We start from the raw sequence: 21,580 nt of genomic DNA, 5'->3' as shown, positions 1-21,580 counted from the left end.
GCACTGAAAAATTCTAATCCAACTGTCGCCTTTCCAGAGGGAGCTACTTATAGTTGGGCAGATGTGTTAAGTGATACGGAATTAGTAACTCCAGGTGTGTATACTAAGAATGTCAGAATTACTCTTCCTCAAGGTTCGACCACTCAACCGAGAAATGCCAGAACGGTTCCTATAACGATTAAGGTGAAACCAAAAACACCACAAATCGTAGATGATCAGGTAACGAATACAGGTGGTCTTCCAAATGGAATTACAGTAACAGACGTAACACCAGGTGCGACAGTGACCCTGACACTTGGAAGTAAGACAATTCCGAAGGAAGTACCAGCAGGTGCTACAAGTGTTACATTTGACGCGGCTGAATTAGCAGATAGTAACGGTTTGCTTCCAACAGGAACGGTAACAGTTAAACAAAGTAAAGACATTACAAATCCTACAACAAGGCAACCGGAAACACTTGAATCAGAAACGACGACTAAAACTATTACTAGGGAAACTGAAGCACCGAAAGTTACTGTTAAGGTAGAAGTATATGACAAGGCGAACGATACATGGGTAGAAGCTCCTAAGACGACAGATGGCAAGAGTAAAATCTATGCTGGAGATAAATTCCGTGTGACTGTAACAACTACTGATAACAGTGGTAAGGTTAAAAATATTGAGGCATGGAATAATTCTGTTAATGAAGATCCGAAGTATGCAACGATGAATCTCATTGAAAGTCCATTTGCAACGGGTGGTCGTGCGAAACAAACGACTAATACAGTTACGAATGCTTCAGTCGCTCAACCAGACACACGTCAATTGACAGAAGAAGGAACCTATAATCCTACTCAACCATATAGTGCAGGTAATAAGTGGACACGATTTGCAAGAGTTCGTGACTTGTCGGATAATACTAATTTTGTCGAATATGGACTCCAACAAGCTCCTCTAAACGAGAAATATCAACCAGATGTACCAGCAAGTATTCAGGTAACAAATAAAACGAATCCAACAGCCGAAGATAGAGAAAAAATTCGCGCAGCGATTGAAAAACTAAATGCTGGTAAACAAATTAAATCAATCTCTGTTAATGAACGTGGAGTAGTAACCGTTACCTACGATGATAATACTGTTGATACAGTTACGCCAACATTAGATGATTCAGATTACAAGTCTCAAAAAGCATCAGCTTCAGCAAGCACAAGTGCATCAGCTTCAGCAAGCACGAGTGCATCGGCTTCAGCAAGCACAAGTGCGTCAGCTTCAGCAAGCACAAGTGCATCGGCTTCAGCGTCAACAAGTGCGTCAGCCTCAGCAAGCACTAGCGCGTCAGCTTCAGCATCGACAAGTGCATCAGCTTCAGCATCGACAAGTGCGTCGGCTTCAGCAAGCACAAGTGCATCAGCTTCAGCATCGACAAGTGCATCAGCTTCAGCATCGACAAGTGCGTCAGCCTCAGCAAGCACTAGCGCGTCAGCTTCAGCATCGACAAGTGCATCGGCTTCAGCAAGCACAAGTGCATCGGCTTCAGCATCAACAAGTGCATCAGCTTCAGCATCAACAAGTGCATCGGCTTCAGCAAGCACAAGTGCATCAGCTTCAGCATCGACAAGTGCGTCAGCTTCAGCGTCAACAAGTGCGTCAGCTTCAGCATCAACAAGTGCATCGGCTTCAGCAAGTACAAGTGCGTCGGCTTCAGCAAGCACAAGTGCATCGGCTTCAGCATCGACAAGTGCTTCAGCCTCAGCCTCAACAAGTGCATCGGCTTCAGCAAGCACTAGCGCGTCAGCTTCAGCATCGACAAGTGCGTCGGCTTCAGCAAGCACAAGTGCATCAGCTTCAGCATCGACAAGTGCATCAGCTTCAGCATCGACAAGTGCGTCAGCCTCAGCAAGCACTAGCGCGTCAGCTTCAGCATCGACAAGTGCATCGGCTTCAGCAAGCACAAGTGCATCGGCTTCAGCATCAACAAGTGCATCAGCTTCAGCATCGACAAGTGCGTCAGCTTCAGCAAGCACTAGCGCGTCAGCTTCAGCATCAACAAGTGCATCGGCTTCAGCAAGTACAAGTGCGTCGGCTTCAGCAAGCACAAGTGCATCGGCTTCAGCATCGACAAGTGCTTCAGCCTCAACAAGTGCATCGGCTTCAGCAAGCACTAGCGCGTCAGCTTCAGCATCGACAAGTGCATCGGCTTCAGCATCGACAAGTGCATCGGCTTCAGCCTCAACAAGTGCATCGGCTTCAGCAAGCACTAGCGCGTCAGCTTCAGCGTCAACAAGTGCGTCAGCTTCAGCACTAGCGCGTCAGCTTCAGCAAGTACAAGTGCGTCAGCCTCAGCGTCAACAAGTGCATCGGCTTCAGCAAGCACTAGCGCGTCAGCTTCAGCATCGACAAGTGCATCGGCTTCAGCAAGTACAAGTGCGTCGGCTTCAGCAAGCACAAGTGCATCGGCTTCAGCGTCAACAAGTGCATCGGCTTCAGCGTCAACAAGTGCGTCAGCTTCAGCAAGCACTAGCGCTTCAGCTTCAGCAAGTACAAGTGCGTCAGCCTCAGCAAGCACTAGCGCGTCAGCCTCAGCATCAACAAGTGCATCAGCCTCAGCAAGCACAAGTGCATCAGCTTCAGCATCGACAAGTGCATCAGCCTCAGCAAGTACAAGTGCATCGGCTTCAGCAAGCACAAGTGCATCGGCTTCAGCATCAACAAGTGCGTCAGCCTCAGCAAGTACAAGTGCATCGGCTTCAGCGTCAACAAGTGCATCGGCTTCAGCGTCAACAAGTGCATCAGCCTCAGCATCAACAAGTGCATCAGCCTCAGCAAGCACAAGTGCATCGGCTTCAGCATCGACAAGTGCATCAGCCTCAGCAAGCACAAGTGCATCAGCTTCAGCATCGACAAGTGCATCAGCCTCAGCATCGACAAGTGCGTCAGCTTCAGCAAGCACTAGCGCGTCAGCTTCAGCATCAACAAGTGCATCAGCCTCAGCAAGCACAAGTGCATCAGCTTCAGCATCGACAAGTGCATCAGCCTCAGCATCAACAAGTGCATCGGCCTCAGCAAGTACAAGTGCATCAGCTTCAGCATCGACAAGTGCATCGGCTTCAGCAAGTACAAGTGCATCAGCTTCAGCAAGTACAAGTGCATCGGCTTCAGCAAGTACAAGTGCATCAGCTTCAGCATCGACAAGTGCATCGGCTTCAGCAAGCACAAGTGCATCGGCTTCAGCGTCAACAAGTGCATCAGCCTCAGCAAGCACAAGTGCATCGGCTTCAGCGTCAACAAGTGCATCGGCTTCAGCATCGACAAGTGCATCAGCCTCAGCAAGCACAAGTGCATCAGCTTCAGCATCGACAAGTGCATCGGCTTCAGCGTCAACAAGTGCATCAGCCTCAGCAAGCACAAGTGCATCGGCTTCAGCGTCAACAAGTGCTTCAGCCTCAGCAAGCACAAGTGCATCAGCTTCAGCGTCAACAAGTGCGTCAGCTTCAGCAAGCACTAGCGCGTCAGCAAGTACAAGTGCGTCAGCCTCAGCAAGTACAAGTGCATCGGCTTCAGCATCAACAAGTGCATCAGCCTCAGCAAGCACAAGTGCATCAGCTTCAGCATCGACAAGTGCATCGGCCTCAGCAAGTACAAGTGCATCAGCTTCAGCATCGACAAGTGCATCAGCCTCAGCAAGCACAAGTGCATCGGCTTCAGCGTCAACAAGTGCATCAGCCTCAGCAAGCACAAGTGCATCGGCTTCAGCGTCAACAAGTGCATCGGCTTCAGCATCGACAAGTGCATCAGCCTCAGCAAGCACAAGTGCATCAAGCATCAGCTTCAGCATCGACAAGTGCATCGGCTTCAGCAAGTACAAGTGCATCAGCCTCAGCAAGCACAAGTGCATCGGCTTCAGCGTCAACAAGTGCATCAGCCTCAGCAAGCACAAGTGCGTCAGCTTCAGCAAGCACTAGCGCGTCAGCCTCAGCAAGTACAAGTGCATCAGCCTCAGCATCGACAAGTGCATCAGCCTCAGCAAGCACAAGTGCATCGGCTTCAGCAAGCACAAGTGCATCAGCCTCAGCAAGCACAAGTGCATCAGCCTCAGCAAGCACTAGCGCGTCAGCTTCAGCGTCAACAAGTGCATCGGCTTCAGCAAGTACAAGTGCATCGGCTTCAGCAAGCACAAGTGCATCGGCTTCAGCGTCAACAAGTGCGTCAGCTTCAGCAAGTACAAGTGCATCAGCTTCAGCAAGTACAAGTGCATCGGCTTCAGCAAGCACTAGCGCGTCAGCCTCAGCAAGTACAAGTGCATCAGCTTCAGCATCGACAAGTGCATCGGCTTCAGCAAGCACAAGTGCGTCAGCTTCAGCAAGCACAAGTGCATCAGCTTCAGCAAGCACAAGTGCATCGGCTTCAGCATCAACAAGTGCATCGGCTTCAGCATCGACAAGCGCGTCAGCTTCAGCAAGCACTAGCGCGTCAGCTTCAGCAAGCACAAGTGCATCGGCTTCAGCATCAACAAGTGCATCGGCTTCAGCATCGACAAGCGCGTCAGCTTCAGCATCAACAAGTGCGTCAGCTTCAGCAAGCACTAGCGCGTCAGCCTCAGCATCAACAAGTGCGTCAGCTTCAGCAAGCACAAGTGCATCGGCTTCAGCATCAACAAGTGCATCGGCTTCAGCATCGACAAGCGCGTCAGCTTCAGCATCAACAAGTGCGTCAGCTTCAGCAAGCACTAGCGCGTCAGCCTCAGCAAGTACAAGTGCATCAGCCTCAGCAAGCACAAGTGCATCGGCTTCAGCGTCAACAAGTGCATCAGCCTCAGCAAGCACAAGTGCATCGGCTTCAGCGTCAACAAGTGCATCGGCTTCAGCAAGCACAAGTGCGTCAGCTTCAGCAAGCACTAGCGCGTCAGCCTCAGCAAGCACTAGCGCGTCAGCTTCAGCAAGCACAAGTGCATCGGCTTCAGCATCAACAAGTGCATCGGCTTCAGCATCGACAAGCGCGTCAGCTTCAGCATCAACAAGTGCGTCAGCTTCAGCAAGCACTAGCGCGTCAGCCTCAGCATCAACAAGTGCGTCAGCTTCAGCAAGCACAAGTGCATCGGCTTCAGCATCAACAAGTGCATCGGCTTCAGCATCGACAAGCGCGTCAGCTTCAGCATCAACAAGTGCGTCAGCTTCAGCAAGCACTAGCGCGTCAGCCTCAGCAAGTACAAGTGCATCAGCCTCAGCAAGCACAAGTGCATCGGCTTCAGCGTCAACAAGTGCATCAGCCTCAGCAAGCACAAGTGCATCAGCTTCAGCATCGACAAGTGCATCGTTCAGCAAGCAAGCACAAGTGCGTCAGCTTCAGCAAGCACAAGTGCATCAGCTTCAGCAAGCACAAGTGCATCGGCTTCAGCATCGACAAGCGCGTCAGCTTCAGCAAGCACTAGCGCGTCAGCTTCAGCAAGTACAAGTGCATCAGCTTCAGCATCGACAAGTGCATCGGCTTCAGCAAGTACAAGTGCATCGGCTTCAGCGTCAACAAGTGCATCAGCTTCAGCATCGACAAGTGCATCGGCTTCAGCAAGCACAAGTGCGTCAGCTTCAGCAAGCACAAGTGCATCAGCTTCAGCAAGCACAAGTGCATCGGCTTCAGCATCGACAAGCGCGTCAGCTTCAGCAAGCACTAGCGCGTCAGCTTCAGCAAGCACAAGTGCATCAGCCTCAGCATCGACAAGTGCATCAGCCTCAGCAAGCACAAGTGCATCGGCTTCAGCAAGCACAAGTGCATCAGCCTCAGCAAGCACTAGCATCAGCTTCAGCATCAACAGTCAACAAGTGCATCAGCCTCAGCAAGCACAAGTGCATCAGCTTCAGCATCGACAAGTGCATCAGCCTCAGCATCAACAAGTGCATCGGCCTCAGCAAGTACAAGTGCATCAGCTTCAGCATCGACAAGTGCATCAGCCTCAGCAAGCACAAGTGCATCGGCTTCAGCGTCAACAAGTGCATCAGCCTCAGCAAGCACAAGTGCATCGGCTTCAGCGTCAACAAGTGCATCGGCTTCAGCATCGACAAGTGCATCAGCCTCAGCAAGCACAAGTGCATCAGCTTCAGCATCGACAAGTGCATCGGCTTCAGCATCAGCCTCAGCAAGCACAAGTGCATCGCATCAGCGTCAACAGCAGCCTCAGCAAGCACAAGTGCATCGGCTTCAGCGTCAACAAGTGCTTCAGCCTCAGCAAGCACAAGTGCAGCTTCAGCAAGCACTAGCGCGTCAGCCTCAGCAAGTACAAGTGCATCGGCTTCAGCAAGCACTAGCGCGTCAGCCTCAGCAAGTACAAGTGCATCAGCTTCAGCATCATCGACAAGTGCATCGGCTTCAAGTGCATCGGCAAGCACAAGTGCGTCAGCTTCAGCATCAACAAGTGCGTCAGCTTCAGCAAGCACAAGTGCATCACAAGCGTTCAGCAAGCACAAGTGCATCGGCTTCAGCATCAACAAGTGCATCGGCTTCAGCATCGACAAGCGCGTCAGCTTCAGCAAGCGTCACTAGCGCGTCAGCTTCAGCAAGCCCAGCAAGTGCATCGGCTTCAGCATCAACAGTGCATCGGCTTCAGCATCGACAAGCGCGTCAGCTTCAGCATCAAGCAGTGCGTCAGCTTCAGCAAGCACTAGCGCGTCAGCAGCATCAACAAGTGCGTCAGCTTCAGCAAGCACAAGTGCATCGGCTTCAGCATCAACAAGTGCATCGGCTTCAGCATCGACAAGCGCGTCAGCTTCAGCATCAACAAGTGCGTCAGCTTCAGCAAGCACTAGCGCGTCAGCCTCAGCAAGATCCAAACGCTACTCCAGAAGAGAAGAAAGTGATTGAGGACATCAAAGCAGTCAGCAAGTAGTCACAAGTGCATCAGCAGTTCAGCGTCAGCAAGATGCATCAGCACAGTGCATCAAGCACAAGTGCATCGGCTTCAGCGTCAACAAGTGCATCGGCTTCAGCAAGCACAAGTGCGTCAGCTTCAGCAAGCACTAGCGCGTCAGCCTCAGCAAGTACAAGTGCATCAGCCTCAGCATCGACAAGTGCATCAGCAATGATATCGTTACAGCAGAGTCATCCAAACGTAGATGATAGCAAGCAGTCACAACAGTGCGTAACGCTACAGTCACAACACCCAGTCAGGTTCAAGACAGTACAAGTGCATCAGTTGTATCTGATCCAAACGCAGAAGAGAAGAAAGTGATTGAGGACAAAGTGCATCGGCTCTCAGCTTGACATTATCCCAGGTGCAGACTTGACAAGACAGACAAAGATGTTCGCAAACAAGTGCATCATGCAGGCAAAAGCAGTGATAGTCGTAGTTACCCCAGCAGATAAGACAGTTGTATCTGATCCAAACGCTCTCACTCCAGAAGAGAAGAAAGTGATTGAGGACAAAGTCAAAGCAGTCAACCCAGGCTCTACAGTAGTCGTAGATGACGCTAAAGGTAAAAACGCTCTCATGATAAAGGTAACGCTACAGTCACAACCCCAGGTAACGCTACAGTCACAACCCCAGCAGGTAAGACAGCAGTTATCCCAGGTGCAGACTTGACTAAGACAGACAAAGATGTAACGAAACCACATGCAGGCAATGATATCGTTACCCCAGCAGATAAGACAGTTGTATCTGATCCAAACGCTCTCACTCCAGAAGAGAAGAAAGTGATTGAGGACAAAGTCAAAGCAGTCAACCCAGGCTCTACAGTAGTCGTAGATGATAAAGGTAACGCTACAGTCACAACCCCAGCAGGTAAGACAGCAGTTATCCCAGGTGCAGACTTGACTAAGACAGACAAAGATGTAACGAAACCACATGCAAATGATATCGTTACCCCAGCAGATAAGACAGTTGTATCTGATCCAAACGCTCTCACTCCAGAAGAGAAGAAAGTGATTGAGGACAGTTCAACCCAGGCTCTACATCGTAGATGATAAAGGTAACGCTACAGTCACAACCCCAGCAGGTAAGACAGCAGTTATCCCAGGTGCAGACTTGACTAAGACAGACAAAGATGTAACGAAACCACATGCAGGCAATGATATCGTTACAGATAAGACAGTTGTATCTGATCCAAACGCTCTCACTCCAGAAGAGAAGAAAGTGATTGAGGACAAAGTCAAAGCAGTCAACCCAGGCTCTACAGTAGTCGTAGATGATAAAGGTAAGACAGCAGTTATCCCAGGTGCACAGTCACAACCCCAGCAGGTAAGACAGCAGTCCCAGGTATCCCAGGTGCAGACTATGATTGAGGACAAAGTCAAAGCAGTCAACCCAGGCTCTACAGTAGTCGTAGATGATAAAGGTAACGCTACAGTCACAACCAGCCAGTAGACAAAGATGTAACGAAACCACATGCAGGCAATGATATCGTTACCCCAGCAGATAAGACAGTTGTATCTGATCCAAACGCTCCCAGGTGCAGACTTGACTAAGACAGACAAAGATGTAACGAAACCACATGCAGGCAATGATATCGTTACCCCAGCAGATAAGACAGTTGTATCTGATCCAAACGCTCTCACTCCAGAAGAGAAGAAAGTGATTGAGGACAAAGTCAAAGCAGTCAACCCAGGCTCTACAGTAGTCGTAGATGATAAAGGTAACGCTACAGTCACAACCCCAGCAGGTAAGACAGCAGTTATCCCAGGTGCAGACTTGACTAAGACAGACAAAGATGTAACGAAACCACATGCAGGCAATGATATCGTTACCCCAGCAGATAAGACAGTTGTATCTGATCCAAACGCTCTCACTCCAGAAGAGAAGAAAGTGATTGAGGACAAAGTCAAAGCAGTCAACCCAGGCTCTACAGTAGTCGTAGATGATAAAGGTAACGCTACAGTCACAACCCCAGCAGGTAAGACAGCAGTTATCCCAGGTGCAACCCCAGCAGGTAAGACAGCAGTTATCCCAGGTGATTGAGGACAAAGTCAAAGCTTGACTAGATGATAAAGGTAACACAGTCACAACCCCAGCAGGTAAGACAAAGTTATGCAACGAAACCAACGAAAGGCAGATCATCCAAACGCTCTCATGAAGAGAAGAAAGTGATTGAGGACACATGCAGGCAATGATATCGTTACCCCAGCAGATAAGACAGTTGTATCTGATCCAAACGCTCTCACTCCAGAAGAGAAGAAAGTGATTGAGGACAAAGTCAAAGCAGTCAACCCAGGCTCTACAGTAGTCGTAGATGATAAAGGTAACGCTACAGTCACAACCCCAGCAGGTAAGACAGCAGTTATCCCAGGTGCAGACTTGACTAAGACAGACAAAGATGTAACGAAACCAAACACATCAGCATCAGCAGATACATTATCTTCTGAAACACCATCAGAATCAGCAGGTAAGTCAAGACAGCAATTGCCAAATACTGGTACAGAAGCTTCCAAATCATCTGTACTTTTAGGAGCTCTGGCAGCTGTGACTGGTTTAGGTCTGTTTGCGAAACGCCGTAAAAATGATCAAGAAGATTAATAAGATTATTATCTAAAAAGTTTTCCTATTGATTAGAAATGATGAAAGAACCCCCTTGAAAAGTTTAACTTTTCAAGGGGGTTTTATTGTATTTTAGAGGAAAATGATGTTATAATTTAAGATAGGAATATTTTTCAACTGTTTTGCAAATTTATTTTATAGTATCAAAAAATCAAAATGAAGCTTATACTCAATGAAAATCAAACAGCAAACGAGACACAAGTTGCTTAAAACACTGTTTTGAGGTTGTGGATAAGACTGACGAAGGCAGGGCTAAACGCAGTTATACGACAAGGTGAAGCTGACATGGTTTGAAGAGTATTAATTATCTTTCATAAAGGAAAAAATGTATTAGAATTTAATTGAATTCTAGTATTTTCTATGTTTAATTTTTAAAAATTAAACCATCAATTTGATGTTTATTGAATTTGCAAATTAATAGAAAAATAAAATAAATGGAAATAGGTAAATACAATGGAAAAATTAACATTTGTTTTAGCTGGTGATTATGGCTATATTCGATATATAGAAGCAACATTAAAGTCAATTTGTTATCATCATGATAATTGTAAAGTGTATATTTTGAATCAAGATATTCCTCAGGAATGGTTTATCAGTGTTCGTGAAAAAATGGGTCAGAAGCAGAGTGAGTTAGTTGATGTGAAGTTGACGAGTGGATTGGTCTCAGAAACATGGAAGTTACCTCCTTTGGGACCACATATTAATCATATGACGTTTGCACGCTATTTTATATCTCAATTTGTTGAAGAAGATTTGGTTCTTTATTTGGATAGTGATACTATTGTGACTCGTCCATTGACGGCACTTTTTGAGTTGTACTTAGGTACTAATCTATTAGCAGCAGCTAAAGTAATCTATGGTTTAGAAGACCGTTTTAATGCTGGGATGCTCCTGATCAATAATAAGTTGTGGAGAGAGGAAAATGTTCAAGAGCAATTGATTGATATTACAAATAGAGAGCATGAAAATCTTTTGGAGGCTGATCAAACTGTCCTAAATATGCTTGCGAAAAATCGCTACTTAGTTTTAGATGATACCTATAATTTTCAAATAGGTTATGATCGATTAGCTGAGGAAAGAGAACAATATTTTGTACTGGAAAAATCAACCAATCCTTTACCTGCTGTTATCCATTACATTACAGATGATAAGCCTTGGAATTTAAGTTCCTTTTCTCGTTTAAGAGAAGTGTGGTGGAGATATTCAATGATGGACTGGTCAGAGATCACGAGTCATAAAACACCTAGAAAAAAACGTGACATATTTATCATGACTGCCAGTCAATCATTAGAACAAATTGAATTTTTAGCAATGAATTTAACAAATTCTATTATTCATATTGCTGCTACAACTTTGATGGGAGATTATCTGAATTCATTGAGAAAATATGAAAATATTAGACTATATCCCTCTATTTTGGAGTGGAATTGTAAGAAGTTGATTGAGCTATGTGATGTATATTTGGACATCAATCATGAGGTTAAGAATCAAGAAGTGATTGAAAAGATAGTAGAGAAGAAAAAACCTATTTTATCATTCAATAATGTGGTCAATCCATACCATGTGGATCAAGTTTTTTCTAATGATAATCCTCAAGAAATGTGTGATTATATAAAGAAAATATAGAGTCAAAAGAGGAGTTATTAATGACATACTGGATTACATCTGAAACTACAACAGGAGAAAGTGAAGTAGTTTTATGGAGAAATGGGGCTTATGGTAAAGCCCGATACGATATTGAACAAACTTTAGTTAGAGAATTGCAGTTTAAGCCTTTAAGTCTTTATACTTATGCGTGGGATGATGAGCCTGCAGAAAGCTTGGATAGGCATTTTGCAGGCTTAATGGCAGGAGTGAAAAAAGGAGATATTGTATTTATACAATGGATTTTATTGGCCTCAGATGTTTATAGAAGAAAGTTGTTTGAACAGGCTCGTAGAGCAGGAGCAAAGGTGGTTGTGATTATTCACGATTTAGGACATTGGATTCAATTTGATGAGGAGGAAAGTCGCCGTGCTGTAATAGATGGTCATCAGGATATTGTTCATTTGCTAGATGTAGATGGAATTATCGTTCACTCTGAAAGGATGCGTGAAAGATTGCTCTCGGATTTGAGATTGTTAAAACCTGACGTGGATCCAATAATGACAAGTTTAGATATTTTTGGATTTACTACCTTTCAAGGGGCAAAAAAAGAACGGACATTAAAACCTTCTATTGATTATGTAGGGAATTTACACAAATCTATGTTCATCAATGGCATGACAGATGCGTTTGAAATGAACATTTACGGACCAAATCCTGAACTCTATGGTCTAGATATAGAAAAAAGAGAAAACCTTCGTTTTAGAGGTAGTTATGACCATGAAGCGCTTCCGACAATGCTTGAAGGCAGTTTTGGTTTAGTTTGGGCTTCAACTGCCTATCCTCAAAAAGTAGGTCGTGATGCAGAATACCAGCGATATAATGCTCCTCATAAAGCTTCTCTTTATCTTGCGGCAGATTTACCTATTATTGTATCGAGCGACTCAGCACTAGCTACATTTGTAGAATGCCAGGGAATTGGTTTAGTAGTTGATGACTTGGAGCAGTTAACGGAGAAATACAAAGAGTTAACAGAAGAACGTTATGCTGATATTCTTGAAAATACGCAACGAATTGGGAGGATGATTAGGGAAAATTTTCCAATTAAGAAGGCTGTAATCCGGATGTTAGAGCTTTTAGAATGGGAGCGTTAGATGAGACCGTTAATTACTGTGATTGTTCCTGTTTATAATGTGGAACAGTATTTACGACAATGTATAGATAGTATTTTGAATCAGACTTACCAAGAGATTGAAGTTTTATTGATAAATGATGGTTCGACAGATGCTTCTGATGATATTTGTCGGGAGTATGCGGAAGGTGACAGTCGGATTCGTTATTTTGTTAAGGAAAACGGAGGAATCTCAGACGTTCGAAACTATGCTTTAGATAGAGCTACGGGAGAGTATGTAACCTTTGTTGATTCAGATGATTTTTTGATGGAGCAAGCTCTGGAAAAACTATATGCAACTAGTCTGCTAAGTGAATCAGACTTAGTGGTAGGCTTCTTTTGCTACTTCAAGGAACCTTATTTTCAATTCTTTACGGATCACTATATCCCTAAGTTACCGATTACTTTTATTGATAAGATTGATGCCGTTCAACAGATGGATGATATGGAAGATGTAAATTTCTTGCGTTTTTCAACTGCTTGGGGGAAATTGTATAAGCGCAGTTTATTTGAGGGCATTCGATATCCTTATGGAAAATACGCAGAAGAACAATTTATAACATGGAAACTTTATTTAAAAGCAGAAAAGATAGCGGTAAGTAATCAGTTTGTCTATGCTTATCGATATAATCCAAATAGCTTAACTAATACTTTTAACTTATCACACATGGATTATGTTGATGCTTTGGAAGAAAGAATACGTGAAACCAAAGATATGGGAGGGATTGATATTGTAAAAACATATAGAATGTATAACTATGTGTTGAAAAGAAGATTATCAGAGTTAGAAGTTTATGGATATAAAGAAGAGTGGGAAAAGTTGAAAAATAAGATTGATCTTCTTGATTTAGAAAGTATTATCAATCAAGGGAAACTGGAGAATGAAGATGAGTAATGAATTGATCAGTATTATTGTTCCGATTTATAATACAGAGAAGTATTTACATCAGTGTTTAGATAGTATTCTGAATTAAACTTATACTAATTTTGAATTGTTACTCGTAAATGATGGTTCAACAGATTCATCTGGAATGATTTGTCAGGAGTATCTAGAGAATGATAGTCGTTTTCATTATATTGAAAAGGGAAATGGTGGCGTGTCGGATGCTCGAAATGTTGGTATTGCGAGGGCGCAAGGGGAGTTTCTTTCCTTTGTTGATTCAGATGACTGGATAGAACCGACTTATGTAGAGGATCTGTACCGTGCAGCTTTGTTTAATGATGCAGAAGTAGTTGTATCGAATTATAAGAAGTTTGATGTGAAAGAGAACTGTTACTGGATTCACATCTTTGATGATTATTATGAGATTCATTATAGCGATGAGGAACTCATCCAGCAACTCCCCTTATTAGAACGTAAAGATTTTTCTTTTACAACAAGTTGGGGAATCTTGTTTGCGCGTAGATTGTTTGATACTATTTCTTTTCCTAAAGGGAAAACGATTGAAGATACTCGTACTAATTATCGTCTTTTTGCAGAGTCATGCCGTTCGACTTATATTCATAAAGCTCTTTATAATTATAGAGTGGGAGTGGACAGTATTAGCAGTAGAATAACTGAAAAGTTGTTGGTTGATGTTTTGGATTGTTTGATGGAACGAATGGCGGTTTATGCTATTAAAGGCTGGAATGTAGCAGATGAGAGAGAAAATATAGTCATGAATTTAAAAATGCGTTACAATCAAGCAAAAGAAGCAGGACTTCAAAATACGGATATCTTTAAACGCTATGCAGAACTTCTATATTTATTAAGTGATTAAACGATCTATTTTCTTGACTTATAGATAGCACAACCTACTACCTTTTAAGGAGATATAATATAGTCCAAAAATAATGTAATTTTACGTTTAACATTGAATAAAGTGATGGAAATATTGATAGGTCTTTTATATCTTGTAGGCACTCAAAAGCAGATTTTTCTGCTTTTTTTGATATAATTAGAAGAGCAGAAGTTATATACTATAAAATTTTAATCTATATTTATATGTATAGTTGCCCTATTTTAAAATAGTTTTCTAGATAGAATTTAATGAAAAGGTAGTAGTCAAAAATGAGGGATGAAATTCTGAGAATGCTATTTCCTTCTATTCTGTAACTCGAAGAGCAAAAAATACTATGTTTGAACTAAAAGGCTATATTTTTCTTTTATTATGTGCTGAAAGTTAGATGATTTTCTAGAAGTTAAGAAAACAAAGGATTGGATATGAAAAACATTTTTTCGTCTATAATAGTAAAAAAAGGTCTTGTGACCCTATTTTTAATTTTTATTTATGTCTTGGGAAGTAGGCTAACTCTTCCTTTTGTTAATGTAAATAGCAGAGATTTTTTAGGTGGTTCAACTGCCTATCTAGCTTTTTCTACAGCTCTTACAGGTGGAAACCTGAGGAGTCTTTCTTTGCTTTCGGTAGGCCTTTCTCCTTGGATGTCTTCGATGCTTTTATGGCAGATGTTATCTTTCTCTAAACGATTAGGTATTTCATCTCTTTCAATAGAAGTCCAAGATAGGAGGAGAATGTATATAACCTTATTTATTGCGATTATCCAGTCGTTGGTTATTTCCTTAAAACTTCCTATCCAGCCAATCTTTTCTTCAACTCTGATTATTTTGATGAATACTCTTTTGCTGATTGCAGGAACCTTCTTTTTAGTTTGGCTGTCAGATATCAATGCTATCAACGGTATAGGCGGTCCGATGGTTATTTTGTTATCAAGTATGGTATTGACTATTCCGCAGGATATGATTGAAACGTTTAAAGTTATTCATATATCTTATATCAGTATTCTATTATTAGTTCTGATGGGAGTTCTTTTTACTTATATTGTTTCAATATTGTATCGAGCGCGATATCGTTTACCTGTGCATAAAGTTGGACTGCATAGTCGATTTAAGAGATATTCTTATTTTGAGGTAATGCTAAATCCTGCTGGGGGAATGCCGTATATGTATGTTATGACTTTTATGAGTTTACCTACTTATGTCTTGCTTCTTCTACATGCTATATTTCCAGAAAATCCCATATATATGGAGTTGTCTGATCAATATAAAATGGGTGAGCCACTATGGATTTATTTATATATAGTCATTTTATTTATTTTTAGTATTGCATTTGCATTTGTAAATGTAAGTGGAGATCAGATTGCTGATAGAATGAAAAAGTCAGGTGAATATATCTATGGAGTATATCCAGGTGAGGAGACTAGTCGTTTTATCAACGCTCTAGTTTTCCGCTTTTCTATTGTAGGGGGAATTATTAATGTGGTTATGGCTGGTTTGCCAATGCTCCTTGTTTTGTTTGATGAAAAACTGTTGCGAGTGGCCATGATTCCTGGTTTGTTTTTAATGCTTAATGGAATGATTTTTAATGTAAAAGATGAAGTAAAGGCTTTAAGAATGAACGAAACTTATAAACCACTTATCTAGGAGGTGAATATGTATTATTTTATTCCAGCATGGTATGGGACTGATAGACCATGGCATTTTGATTTAATTCCTTGGTATCGTACTTTTTTTAAACTTGAATTTGATGATACCTTTAATCAACTTAGATTATTACAGGAGCAGGGCTTAGGTTCACAGTTGTTGGTTTTATCCTACCAACCTCATCTTCGTTATTTTTTACATCGTCATGGTGTTTTAGAGACAGAAGCTTATTCTGTATTTGATGATATGCAAGATTTTTCTGTTGAACATTCACAGATTTTAAATCTTAAAGATATTGAATGGGATAGTGAGTGTGAATTTATTTATAGTCCATTTGCTATATTGGTGCAGAGGAAAGGTAGACCGTATGCACAGGTAGAACATGGTGTAGAAGGTTTTATTAGTCATATCCAATACTTCAATAGTCAAGGTCAACGTTCTGAACAGTTTATTATGGATGATAGGGGGCTAGTATCTAGTGTTATTTATTTTAAAGATGATGTAGCTTACTATCAAGATTATCTGAATACTAAGGGAATTTGGCAGTTTAGAGAGCACTTGCAGGATGGTGGACGTATTGAGATTAATCCAATATTTGGTTATCGTTTTAAATTATTGAGTTATAATCATATAGGAGAGATAGTAGAGGAATTTTTTGAAAAACGACTAAGTAAAATTTATAAAAAGAATCATTTATTTATTATCCCAGCCCATCAAGTTCACAATGATTTGATTATGAGAACTTTACCTGAAGACAGTCATAAGATTTTGAGTCTCTTTATTGATCGAAATCCTCAAGATACATTTCCTGCTTTATTGCCAATATTCAATAAGGTAGACTTTACTTTGGTAGATAGGGAAGATAGTTTGCAACTCTTAAAAGAATTGTATCCAGAGAGTGTGCAAGGATTTAAACATTTGTCTCCTTTTGATACTCGTCTACGTTTGGGGAGTAGCCAGACAAGAAAAACCTCTTTTATTTATTATCAGCTTCATTTTGAAGAGGGAATTGATGAAGAGGAAATATATCAAATATTAGATTTTGTTTCGAAAACAAAAGATGTGGAATTGATATTTGGTACCTTTGCGACGAATGAAGAACTGCTAGAGCAGTTTGAGGATTTAATTCAGAAGATTGTACAAGAGAGAATCGATAGTCAATCCTTGGAAAAAGATGCGGGTTATGGCGATTCAGAAAATCCTTTAGAGGATAATAAAGTAGAGGAGCTGAGATATCAAATCGTTAATATGAATGACGAACTGGATTTAATTAAAACCTTGGAATTTGTACGTTTAATTGTAGACTTAGGTAAACTTCCTCATCTTTATACTCAAATTGCTGGAATTAGTGCAGGGATTCCTCAAATTAATCGAGTGAAAACAGTTTATGTGGATCATTTAAAGAACGGTTATCTTATTTCTGATTTATCAGAACTTCAAAAGGCAATCCATTATTATTTGGATACACTTAAGGAGTGGAATCAAGCCTTGATTTACTCTGTAGAAAAAATCAAGGAACATACGGGACAGATGTTTTTAGAAAAACTCCAAAATTGGATAGGAGAAATCACAGATGTCAAAAAATCTTAAAATTTTACAAATTGGAATTTACAATTGGAAACATTATTTTGAAATTCCTGATAATATGGATTGGTATTATTTTTGCCCTAATTCTTCTCTTGCTCTGAGAAAAGTGATGGAAATGGATGGGATTACCAGTTTTCATACTGTTTTAATAGAGGACGGTCAGTGTCTGAAAGATTTACTTCCGTTTGTAAATCACATAGAACCTCATACTCTTTTTTATAACAAAAGTTTTGAAACTACAGACTTGACCATTTCATCATTTCTAAAAAGATCTTGTGCTCAAGCTGTTGATTTTTCAGACCCTCAAACATTACTGGAAGATTTGTCGACTTCGCTCTTTGGTGGCGGATATGGAGATAAGTTGAATCCGTTTATGCTACAAGTTAACCCTAGTTTTCAGGGTTCGATTTCTTATCAAGGATTTGAACATTTAAGATTAGAGGGAGATTTTGGAGAAGAATTTTCTCAGTTAGCTTTTTGGAGCTATAATGTGATGTTAGAAGAAGAACGTCCTATTGAATTGTGGTTAGAGTATGAAAAAAGTGATGGGGTAGAATTTCAAGTTAGTATAAAGAAAATAAAACAAGGATCAGTTTCAGAAATTACGGAGGAGATAGTCCTAAATGAGTCCGATTTGGAAAAAGCATTCGTCATTCCAGGTGAATCTAAAGGTTATTTAGCAATCTCTATTTTAGCACGTGGTCAGGGAGTGCTTCAATTAGGAAGTCTACACAGACGTTGGACTCGTAAGCAATTTGGGAAGTTTTTCTTGGGGGGGAATATCTTACACGATAGTAAGCGTGAAGAAATTAATTATTTCTTCCATCCTGGAGATTTTAAACCTCCTTTGAATGTATACTTTGCAGGGTATCGTTCTGCGGAAGGTTTTGAAGGATATTACATGTTGAAAAATCTTGGTTGTCCTTTCATCTTGTTTTCTGATCCACGTCTTGAAGGTGGCGCCTTTTATTTGGGAAGTGAGGAGCTAGAAAATAAGGTAAAGGAAACCATTCTTCACTATCTAGATTATCTAGGATTTGATAAAAAAGATTTGATTTTGTCAGGTCTTTCTATGGGAACATTTCCATCTCTTTATTATGGCGCCTTCTTTGAGCCTCATGCTATTATTGTCGGTAAACCTCTTGCTAATATTGGAACAATCGCTGGTCGTGGACGGTTAGAAGCTCCGGGAGTATTTAATACATCCTTTGATATTCTGCACCATCAAACTGGGGGAGTTAGTTCTAAACATATGCTGGAATTAGATCAACGTTTTTGGAAAGTTTTTAAACAAGCAGATTTTTCAAATACAATCTTTGGGCTATCTTATATGAAGGATGAAGATATGGATAGCCATGCTTATGAACAATTAGTTGATCACTTATGTTATACAGGAGCGAAAATACTTTCCAAAGGAACAGCGGGACGACATAATGATGATACGGATACCAATGTGGCTTGGTTTTTGCACTTTTATCGTATGGTCTTAGAAGCAGATTTTGGGAGAGGTGATGAATGATTATCAAACAAAGACAAGGAATAGAGTGGGGAGAAGTTGGAGGGACATTTATGTATGGTACACAGGTGTTCTACCACAGTAAAAATCATGTCAATCTCTATAATCCTTTGGTAACATCTGGAGAAATTTTGAGGAGCTGGTCTTCTAGTTTAAACTATCAAGGATCTAGAACACAAGTTAGTCTGCCTTTATTAAAAAGAGGACAGGATTATCAAATAAGTATGAATTTCAATTGTCAACCCGAACAAGGATTATATATAAAAATTAGATTTTTTGACCGCTATGGGTCTGTAATTGAAGAAAAGGTAGAAAAAGTTAAACAATTTATATTTACTTATCCCAAAGAAGCCTACATCTATGAAGTTTCTCTTTTAAGTGCAGGTTTTGAGTCGTTAGACTTTTATGATTTTTATATCGAGGAGATGAATCGTGATTAAAAGTTTTGGTCAAGATTTTCAGTTGCGGAAAGTCAAAAGGATTTTAAAAAAGATTAATGCCCTAAAAGGGGAAATGGAATCTCTATCTGATCAAAAATTAGCGGCAAAAACAGTGGAGTTTCGACAACGTCTTGCTAAAGGAGAAACGGTGGATGATCTTTTGGTTGAGGCATTTGCAGTAGTACGCGAAGCAGATAAACGGGTGTTAGGAATGTTCCCATATGATGTACAGGTCATGGGAGGAATTGTTATTCATCAAGGTAATGTAGCGGAGATGAATACGGGTGAGGGGAAAACCTTGACGGCTACTATGCCTGTATATCTTAATGCCTTAACAGGCAAGGGAACGATGGTTATTACAACAAATGAGTATCTTGCTAAGCGTGATGCTGAAGAAATGGGGCAGGTTTATCGTTTTTTAGGCTTGTCCATTGGTATTCCCTTTACAGGTGATCCTAGTGAAGAATATACACCTGAGGAAAAAAGACTTATTTATGGATCAGATATTATATACACAACCAATAGTGTATTGGGATTTGATTATTTGAATGATAATTTAGCTTCTGATGAATCATCTAAATTTTTACGTCCTTTTGATTATGTCATCATTGATGAAATAGATGATATTTTACTAGATAGCGCTCAAACTCCTCTGATTGTTGCTGGTGCTCCGCGTGTTCAGTCTAATCACTACGGTATTATTGATACGCTGGTAACGACGTTGGTAGAAGGGGAAGACTATATCTTTAAAGAGGAAAAGGATGAGATTTGGTTGACCACTAAAGGTGCTAAAGCTGCTGAAAGTTTTTTAGGGATTGACCATTTTTATAATGAGGATAATGCAACCTTTGCTCGTCATTTAGTTTATGCGATCCGAGCCCACAAGCTATATACAAAAGACAAGGACTATGTTATTCGTGGGAATGAGATGGTACTAGTAGATAAGGGGACGGGGCGTCTAATGGAAATGACCAAACTACAGGGAGGTCTCCATCAGGCTATTGAGGCAAAGGAACATGTCAAATTATCTCCAGAAACACGGGCCATGGCTTCTATCACCTATCAGAGCCTTTTTAAGATGTTTAATAAGGTGTCTGGAATGACGGGAACAGGTAAAGTCGCAGAAAAAGAGCTTCTTGAAACTTACAATATGTCTGTAGTGCGCATTCCAACCAATCGTCCTAGACAACGGATTGACTATCCAGATAATCTATATGTCACTTTACCTGAAAAAGTGTATGCTTCTTTGGAGTATATCAAAGAATACCATGCTAAGGGAAATCCCCTACTCGTTTTTGTAGGCTCAGTTGAAATGTCTCAACTTTATTCGTCACTCTTGCTTCGAGAGGGAATTGCCCATAATGTTTTAAATGCTAATAATGCGGCGCGTGAGGCCCAAATCATCTCTGAGTCAGGTCAGATGGGGGCTGTTACAGTGGCTACCTCTATGGCAGGACGTGGTACGGATATCAAGCTTGGTAAGGGGGTTGCAGAACTTGGAGGCTTGATTGTTATTGGAACGGAGCGAATGGAAAGCCAACGGATTGACCTGCAAATTCGTGGCCGTTCTGGTCGTCAAGGAGATCCTGGTATGAGTAAGTTTTTTGTATCCTTAGAAGATGATGTTATTAAGAAATTTGGGCCATCTTGGGTGCATAAAAAGTACAAAGATTATCAGGTTCAAGATATGACTCAACCTGAAGTATTGGAAGGTCGTAAATACCGGAAGCTAGTCGAAAAGGCTCAGCATGCCAGTGATAGTGCTGGACGTTCGGCACGTCGTCAGACTCTAGAATATGCTGAGAGTATGAATATTCAACGGGATATGGTCTATAAAGAAAGAAATCGTCTAATAGATGGTTCTCGTGACTTAGAGGATGTTGTTGAGAAAATCATTGCTAGCTACATAGGGCAAGTGACCTCTTCAAGTTATGAAAGCCGAGAGTTACTCTTCCACTTCATTGTGACCAATATTAGTTTTCATATTAAAGAAGTTCCAGACTATGTAAATGTGACTGACAAAACTGCAGTTCGTAGCTTTATGAAACAGGTGATTGATAAAGAACTTTCTGAAAAGAAAGAATTGCTTGAGGAACATGGCTTGTATGAACAGTTTTTACGACTTTCTATGCTCAAGGCTATTGATGACAACTGGGTAGAGCAGGTAGACTATCTACAACAGTTATCTATGGCTATCGGTGGTCAATCTAATAGTCAGAAAAATCCAATCGTAGAGTACTATCAAGAAGCCTATGCAGGCTTTGAAACCATGAAAGAACAAATTCGTGCGGATATGGTGCGTAATCTCCTGATGGGCTTGGTTGAAGTCACTCCTAAGGGTGAGATTATGACTCATTTCCCATAA

General features: G+C 41.4%; 17 protein-coding genes and 5 pseudogenes. 18 read left to right on the top strand and 4 right to left on the bottom strand.

Features of this window, described 5'->3' with window-relative positions:
- Positions 1-215 precede the first annotated feature (215 nt).
- On the bottom strand, positions 216-425 hold the full coding sequence (locus ACWPV5_RS06700; RefSeq protein ID WP_454382979.1) for a hypothetical protein: 210 nt from the start codon (positions 423-425) through the stop codon (positions 216-218).
- Between the two features lie 280 nt (positions 426-705).
- Between ACWPV5_RS06700 and ACWPV5_RS06695 the strand changes: the two are divergent.
- Positions 706-1,122, top strand: a pseudogene (locus ACWPV5_RS06695) (hypothetical protein); the annotation flags it as partial.
- A 38-nt stretch (positions 1,123-1,160) separates the two neighbouring features.
- Here the strand turns inward: ACWPV5_RS06695 and ACWPV5_RS06690 are convergent.
- Both ACWPV5_RS06690 and ACWPV5_RS06685 read right to left on the bottom strand, forming a co-directional pair.
- Positions 1,161-2,237, bottom strand: a complete 1,077-nt coding sequence (locus ACWPV5_RS06690) for a hypothetical protein (protein ID WP_454382977.1) — start codon at positions 2,235-2,237, stop codon at positions 1,161-1,163.
- Positions 2,237-3,814: a hypothetical protein gene (locus ACWPV5_RS06685; protein ID WP_454382975.1), complete on the bottom strand. Its 1,578-nt coding sequence runs from the start codon at positions 3,812-3,814 to the stop codon at positions 2,237-2,239. Before ACWPV5_RS06685 ends, ACWPV5_RS06690 begins: the two co-directional genes overlap by 1 nt.
- Positions 3,815-3,822: 8 nt before the next feature.
- On the opposite strand from ACWPV5_RS06685, the pseudogene ACWPV5_RS06680 reads away from it, so the two are divergent.
- A pseudogene (locus ACWPV5_RS06680) lies at positions 3,823-5,268 on the top strand (hypothetical protein); the annotation flags it as partial.
- A 25-nt stretch (positions 5,269-5,293) separates the two neighbouring features.
- On the opposite strand, the gene ACWPV5_RS06675 reads toward ACWPV5_RS06680, so the two are convergent.
- On the bottom strand, positions 5,294-5,782 hold the full coding sequence (locus ACWPV5_RS06675; protein WP_454382973.1) for a hypothetical protein: 489 nt from the start codon (positions 5,780-5,782) through the stop codon (positions 5,294-5,296).
- A gap of 87 nt (positions 5,783-5,869) precedes the next feature.
- Between ACWPV5_RS06675 and ACWPV5_RS06670 the strand changes: the two are divergent.
- The 16 genes and pseudogenes from ACWPV5_RS06670 to secA2 all read left to right on the top strand — a co-directional run.
- Positions 5,870-6,887, top strand: a pseudogene (locus tag ACWPV5_RS06670) (accessory Sec-dependent LPXTG-anchored adhesin); the annotation flags it as partial.
- Between the two features lie 311 nt (positions 6,888-7,198).
- Positions 7,199-7,549, top strand: a complete 351-nt coding sequence (locus tag ACWPV5_RS06665; RefSeq protein WP_454382971.1) for a hypothetical protein — start codon at positions 7,199-7,201, stop codon at positions 7,547-7,549.
- Positions 7,546-7,929, top strand: a complete 384-nt coding sequence (locus tag ACWPV5_RS06660; protein WP_454382969.1) for a hypothetical protein — start codon at positions 7,546-7,548, stop codon at positions 7,927-7,929. Before ACWPV5_RS06665 ends, ACWPV5_RS06660 begins: the two co-directional genes overlap by 4 nt.
- Positions 7,892-8,329 (top strand): hypothetical protein, encoded by a 438-nt coding sequence (locus ACWPV5_RS06655; RefSeq protein WP_454382967.1) that lies wholly within the window; start codon positions 7,892-7,894, stop codon positions 8,327-8,329. The genes ACWPV5_RS06660 and ACWPV5_RS06655 overlap by 38 nt, the downstream gene beginning before the upstream one ends.
- A gap of 21 nt (positions 8,330-8,350) precedes the next feature.
- On the top strand, positions 8,351-8,920 hold the full coding sequence (locus ACWPV5_RS06650; protein ID WP_454382965.1) for a hypothetical protein: 570 nt from the start codon (positions 8,351-8,353) through the stop codon (positions 8,918-8,920).
- A 129-nt stretch (positions 8,921-9,049) separates the two neighbouring features.
- Positions 9,050-9,253: pseudogene (locus tag ACWPV5_RS06645) on the top strand (hypothetical protein); the annotation flags it as partial.
- Between the two features lie 75 nt (positions 9,254-9,328).
- A pseudogene (locus tag ACWPV5_RS06640) lies at positions 9,329-9,475 on the top strand (LPXTG cell wall anchor domain-containing protein); the annotation flags it as partial.
- A 474-nt stretch (positions 9,476-9,949) separates the two neighbouring features.
- A complete protein-coding gene (locus tag ACWPV5_RS06635; RefSeq protein ID WP_454382963.1) occupies positions 9,950-11,122 on the top strand; it encodes a glycosyltransferase in 1,173 nt (390 codons plus the stop codon).
- A 20-nt stretch (positions 11,123-11,142) separates the two neighbouring features.
- On the top strand, positions 11,143-12,234 hold the full coding sequence (locus tag ACWPV5_RS06630; protein WP_454382961.1) for a hypothetical protein: 1,092 nt from the start codon (positions 11,143-11,145) through the stop codon (positions 12,232-12,234).
- Positions 12,235-13,146 (top strand): glycosyltransferase family 2 protein, encoded by a 912-nt coding sequence (locus tag ACWPV5_RS06625; RefSeq protein ID WP_454382959.1) that lies wholly within the window; start codon positions 12,235-12,237, stop codon positions 13,144-13,146.
- Between the two features lie 97 nt (positions 13,147-13,243).
- The gene (locus ACWPV5_RS06620; protein ID WP_454382957.1) at positions 13,244-14,011 is read left to right on the top strand and encodes a glycosyltransferase family 2 protein; all 768 of its coding nucleotides are present in this window, start codon (positions 13,244-13,246) and stop codon (positions 14,009-14,011) included.
- A gap of 443 nt (positions 14,012-14,454) precedes the next feature.
- Complete coding sequence (gene secY2, locus ACWPV5_RS06615; RefSeq protein WP_454382955.1) at positions 14,455-15,672, top strand: accessory Sec system protein translocase subunit SecY2; 1,218 nt, start codon at positions 14,455-14,457, stop codon at positions 15,670-15,672.
- A gap of 9 nt (positions 15,673-15,681) precedes the next feature.
- Positions 15,682-17,262: an accessory Sec system protein Asp1 gene (gene asp1 / locus ACWPV5_RS06610; protein ID WP_454382953.1), complete on the top strand. Its 1,581-nt coding sequence runs from the start codon at positions 15,682-15,684 to the stop codon at positions 17,260-17,262.
- Positions 17,246-18,778: an accessory Sec system protein Asp2 gene (gene asp2 / locus ACWPV5_RS06605; protein ID WP_454382951.1), complete on the top strand. Its 1,533-nt coding sequence runs from the start codon at positions 17,246-17,248 to the stop codon at positions 18,776-18,778. The genes asp1 and asp2 overlap by 17 nt, the downstream gene beginning before the upstream one ends.
- Positions 18,775-19,215, top strand: a complete 441-nt coding sequence (gene asp3, locus ACWPV5_RS06600; RefSeq protein WP_454382949.1) for an accessory Sec system protein Asp3 — start codon at positions 18,775-18,777, stop codon at positions 19,213-19,215. Before asp2 ends, asp3 begins: the two co-directional genes overlap by 4 nt.
- On the top strand, positions 19,208-21,580 hold the full coding sequence (secA2, locus tag ACWPV5_RS06595; protein ID WP_454382947.1) for an accessory Sec system translocase SecA2: 2,373 nt from the start codon (positions 19,208-19,210) through the stop codon (positions 21,578-21,580). Before asp3 ends, secA2 begins: the two co-directional genes overlap by 8 nt.

The organism is Streptococcus sp. Marseille-Q7156 (genome assembly GCF_965119495.1).
The sequence above is the reverse complement of the archived record's forward strand: the minus strand, read 5'-3'. Positions and strand labels throughout refer to the sequence as shown.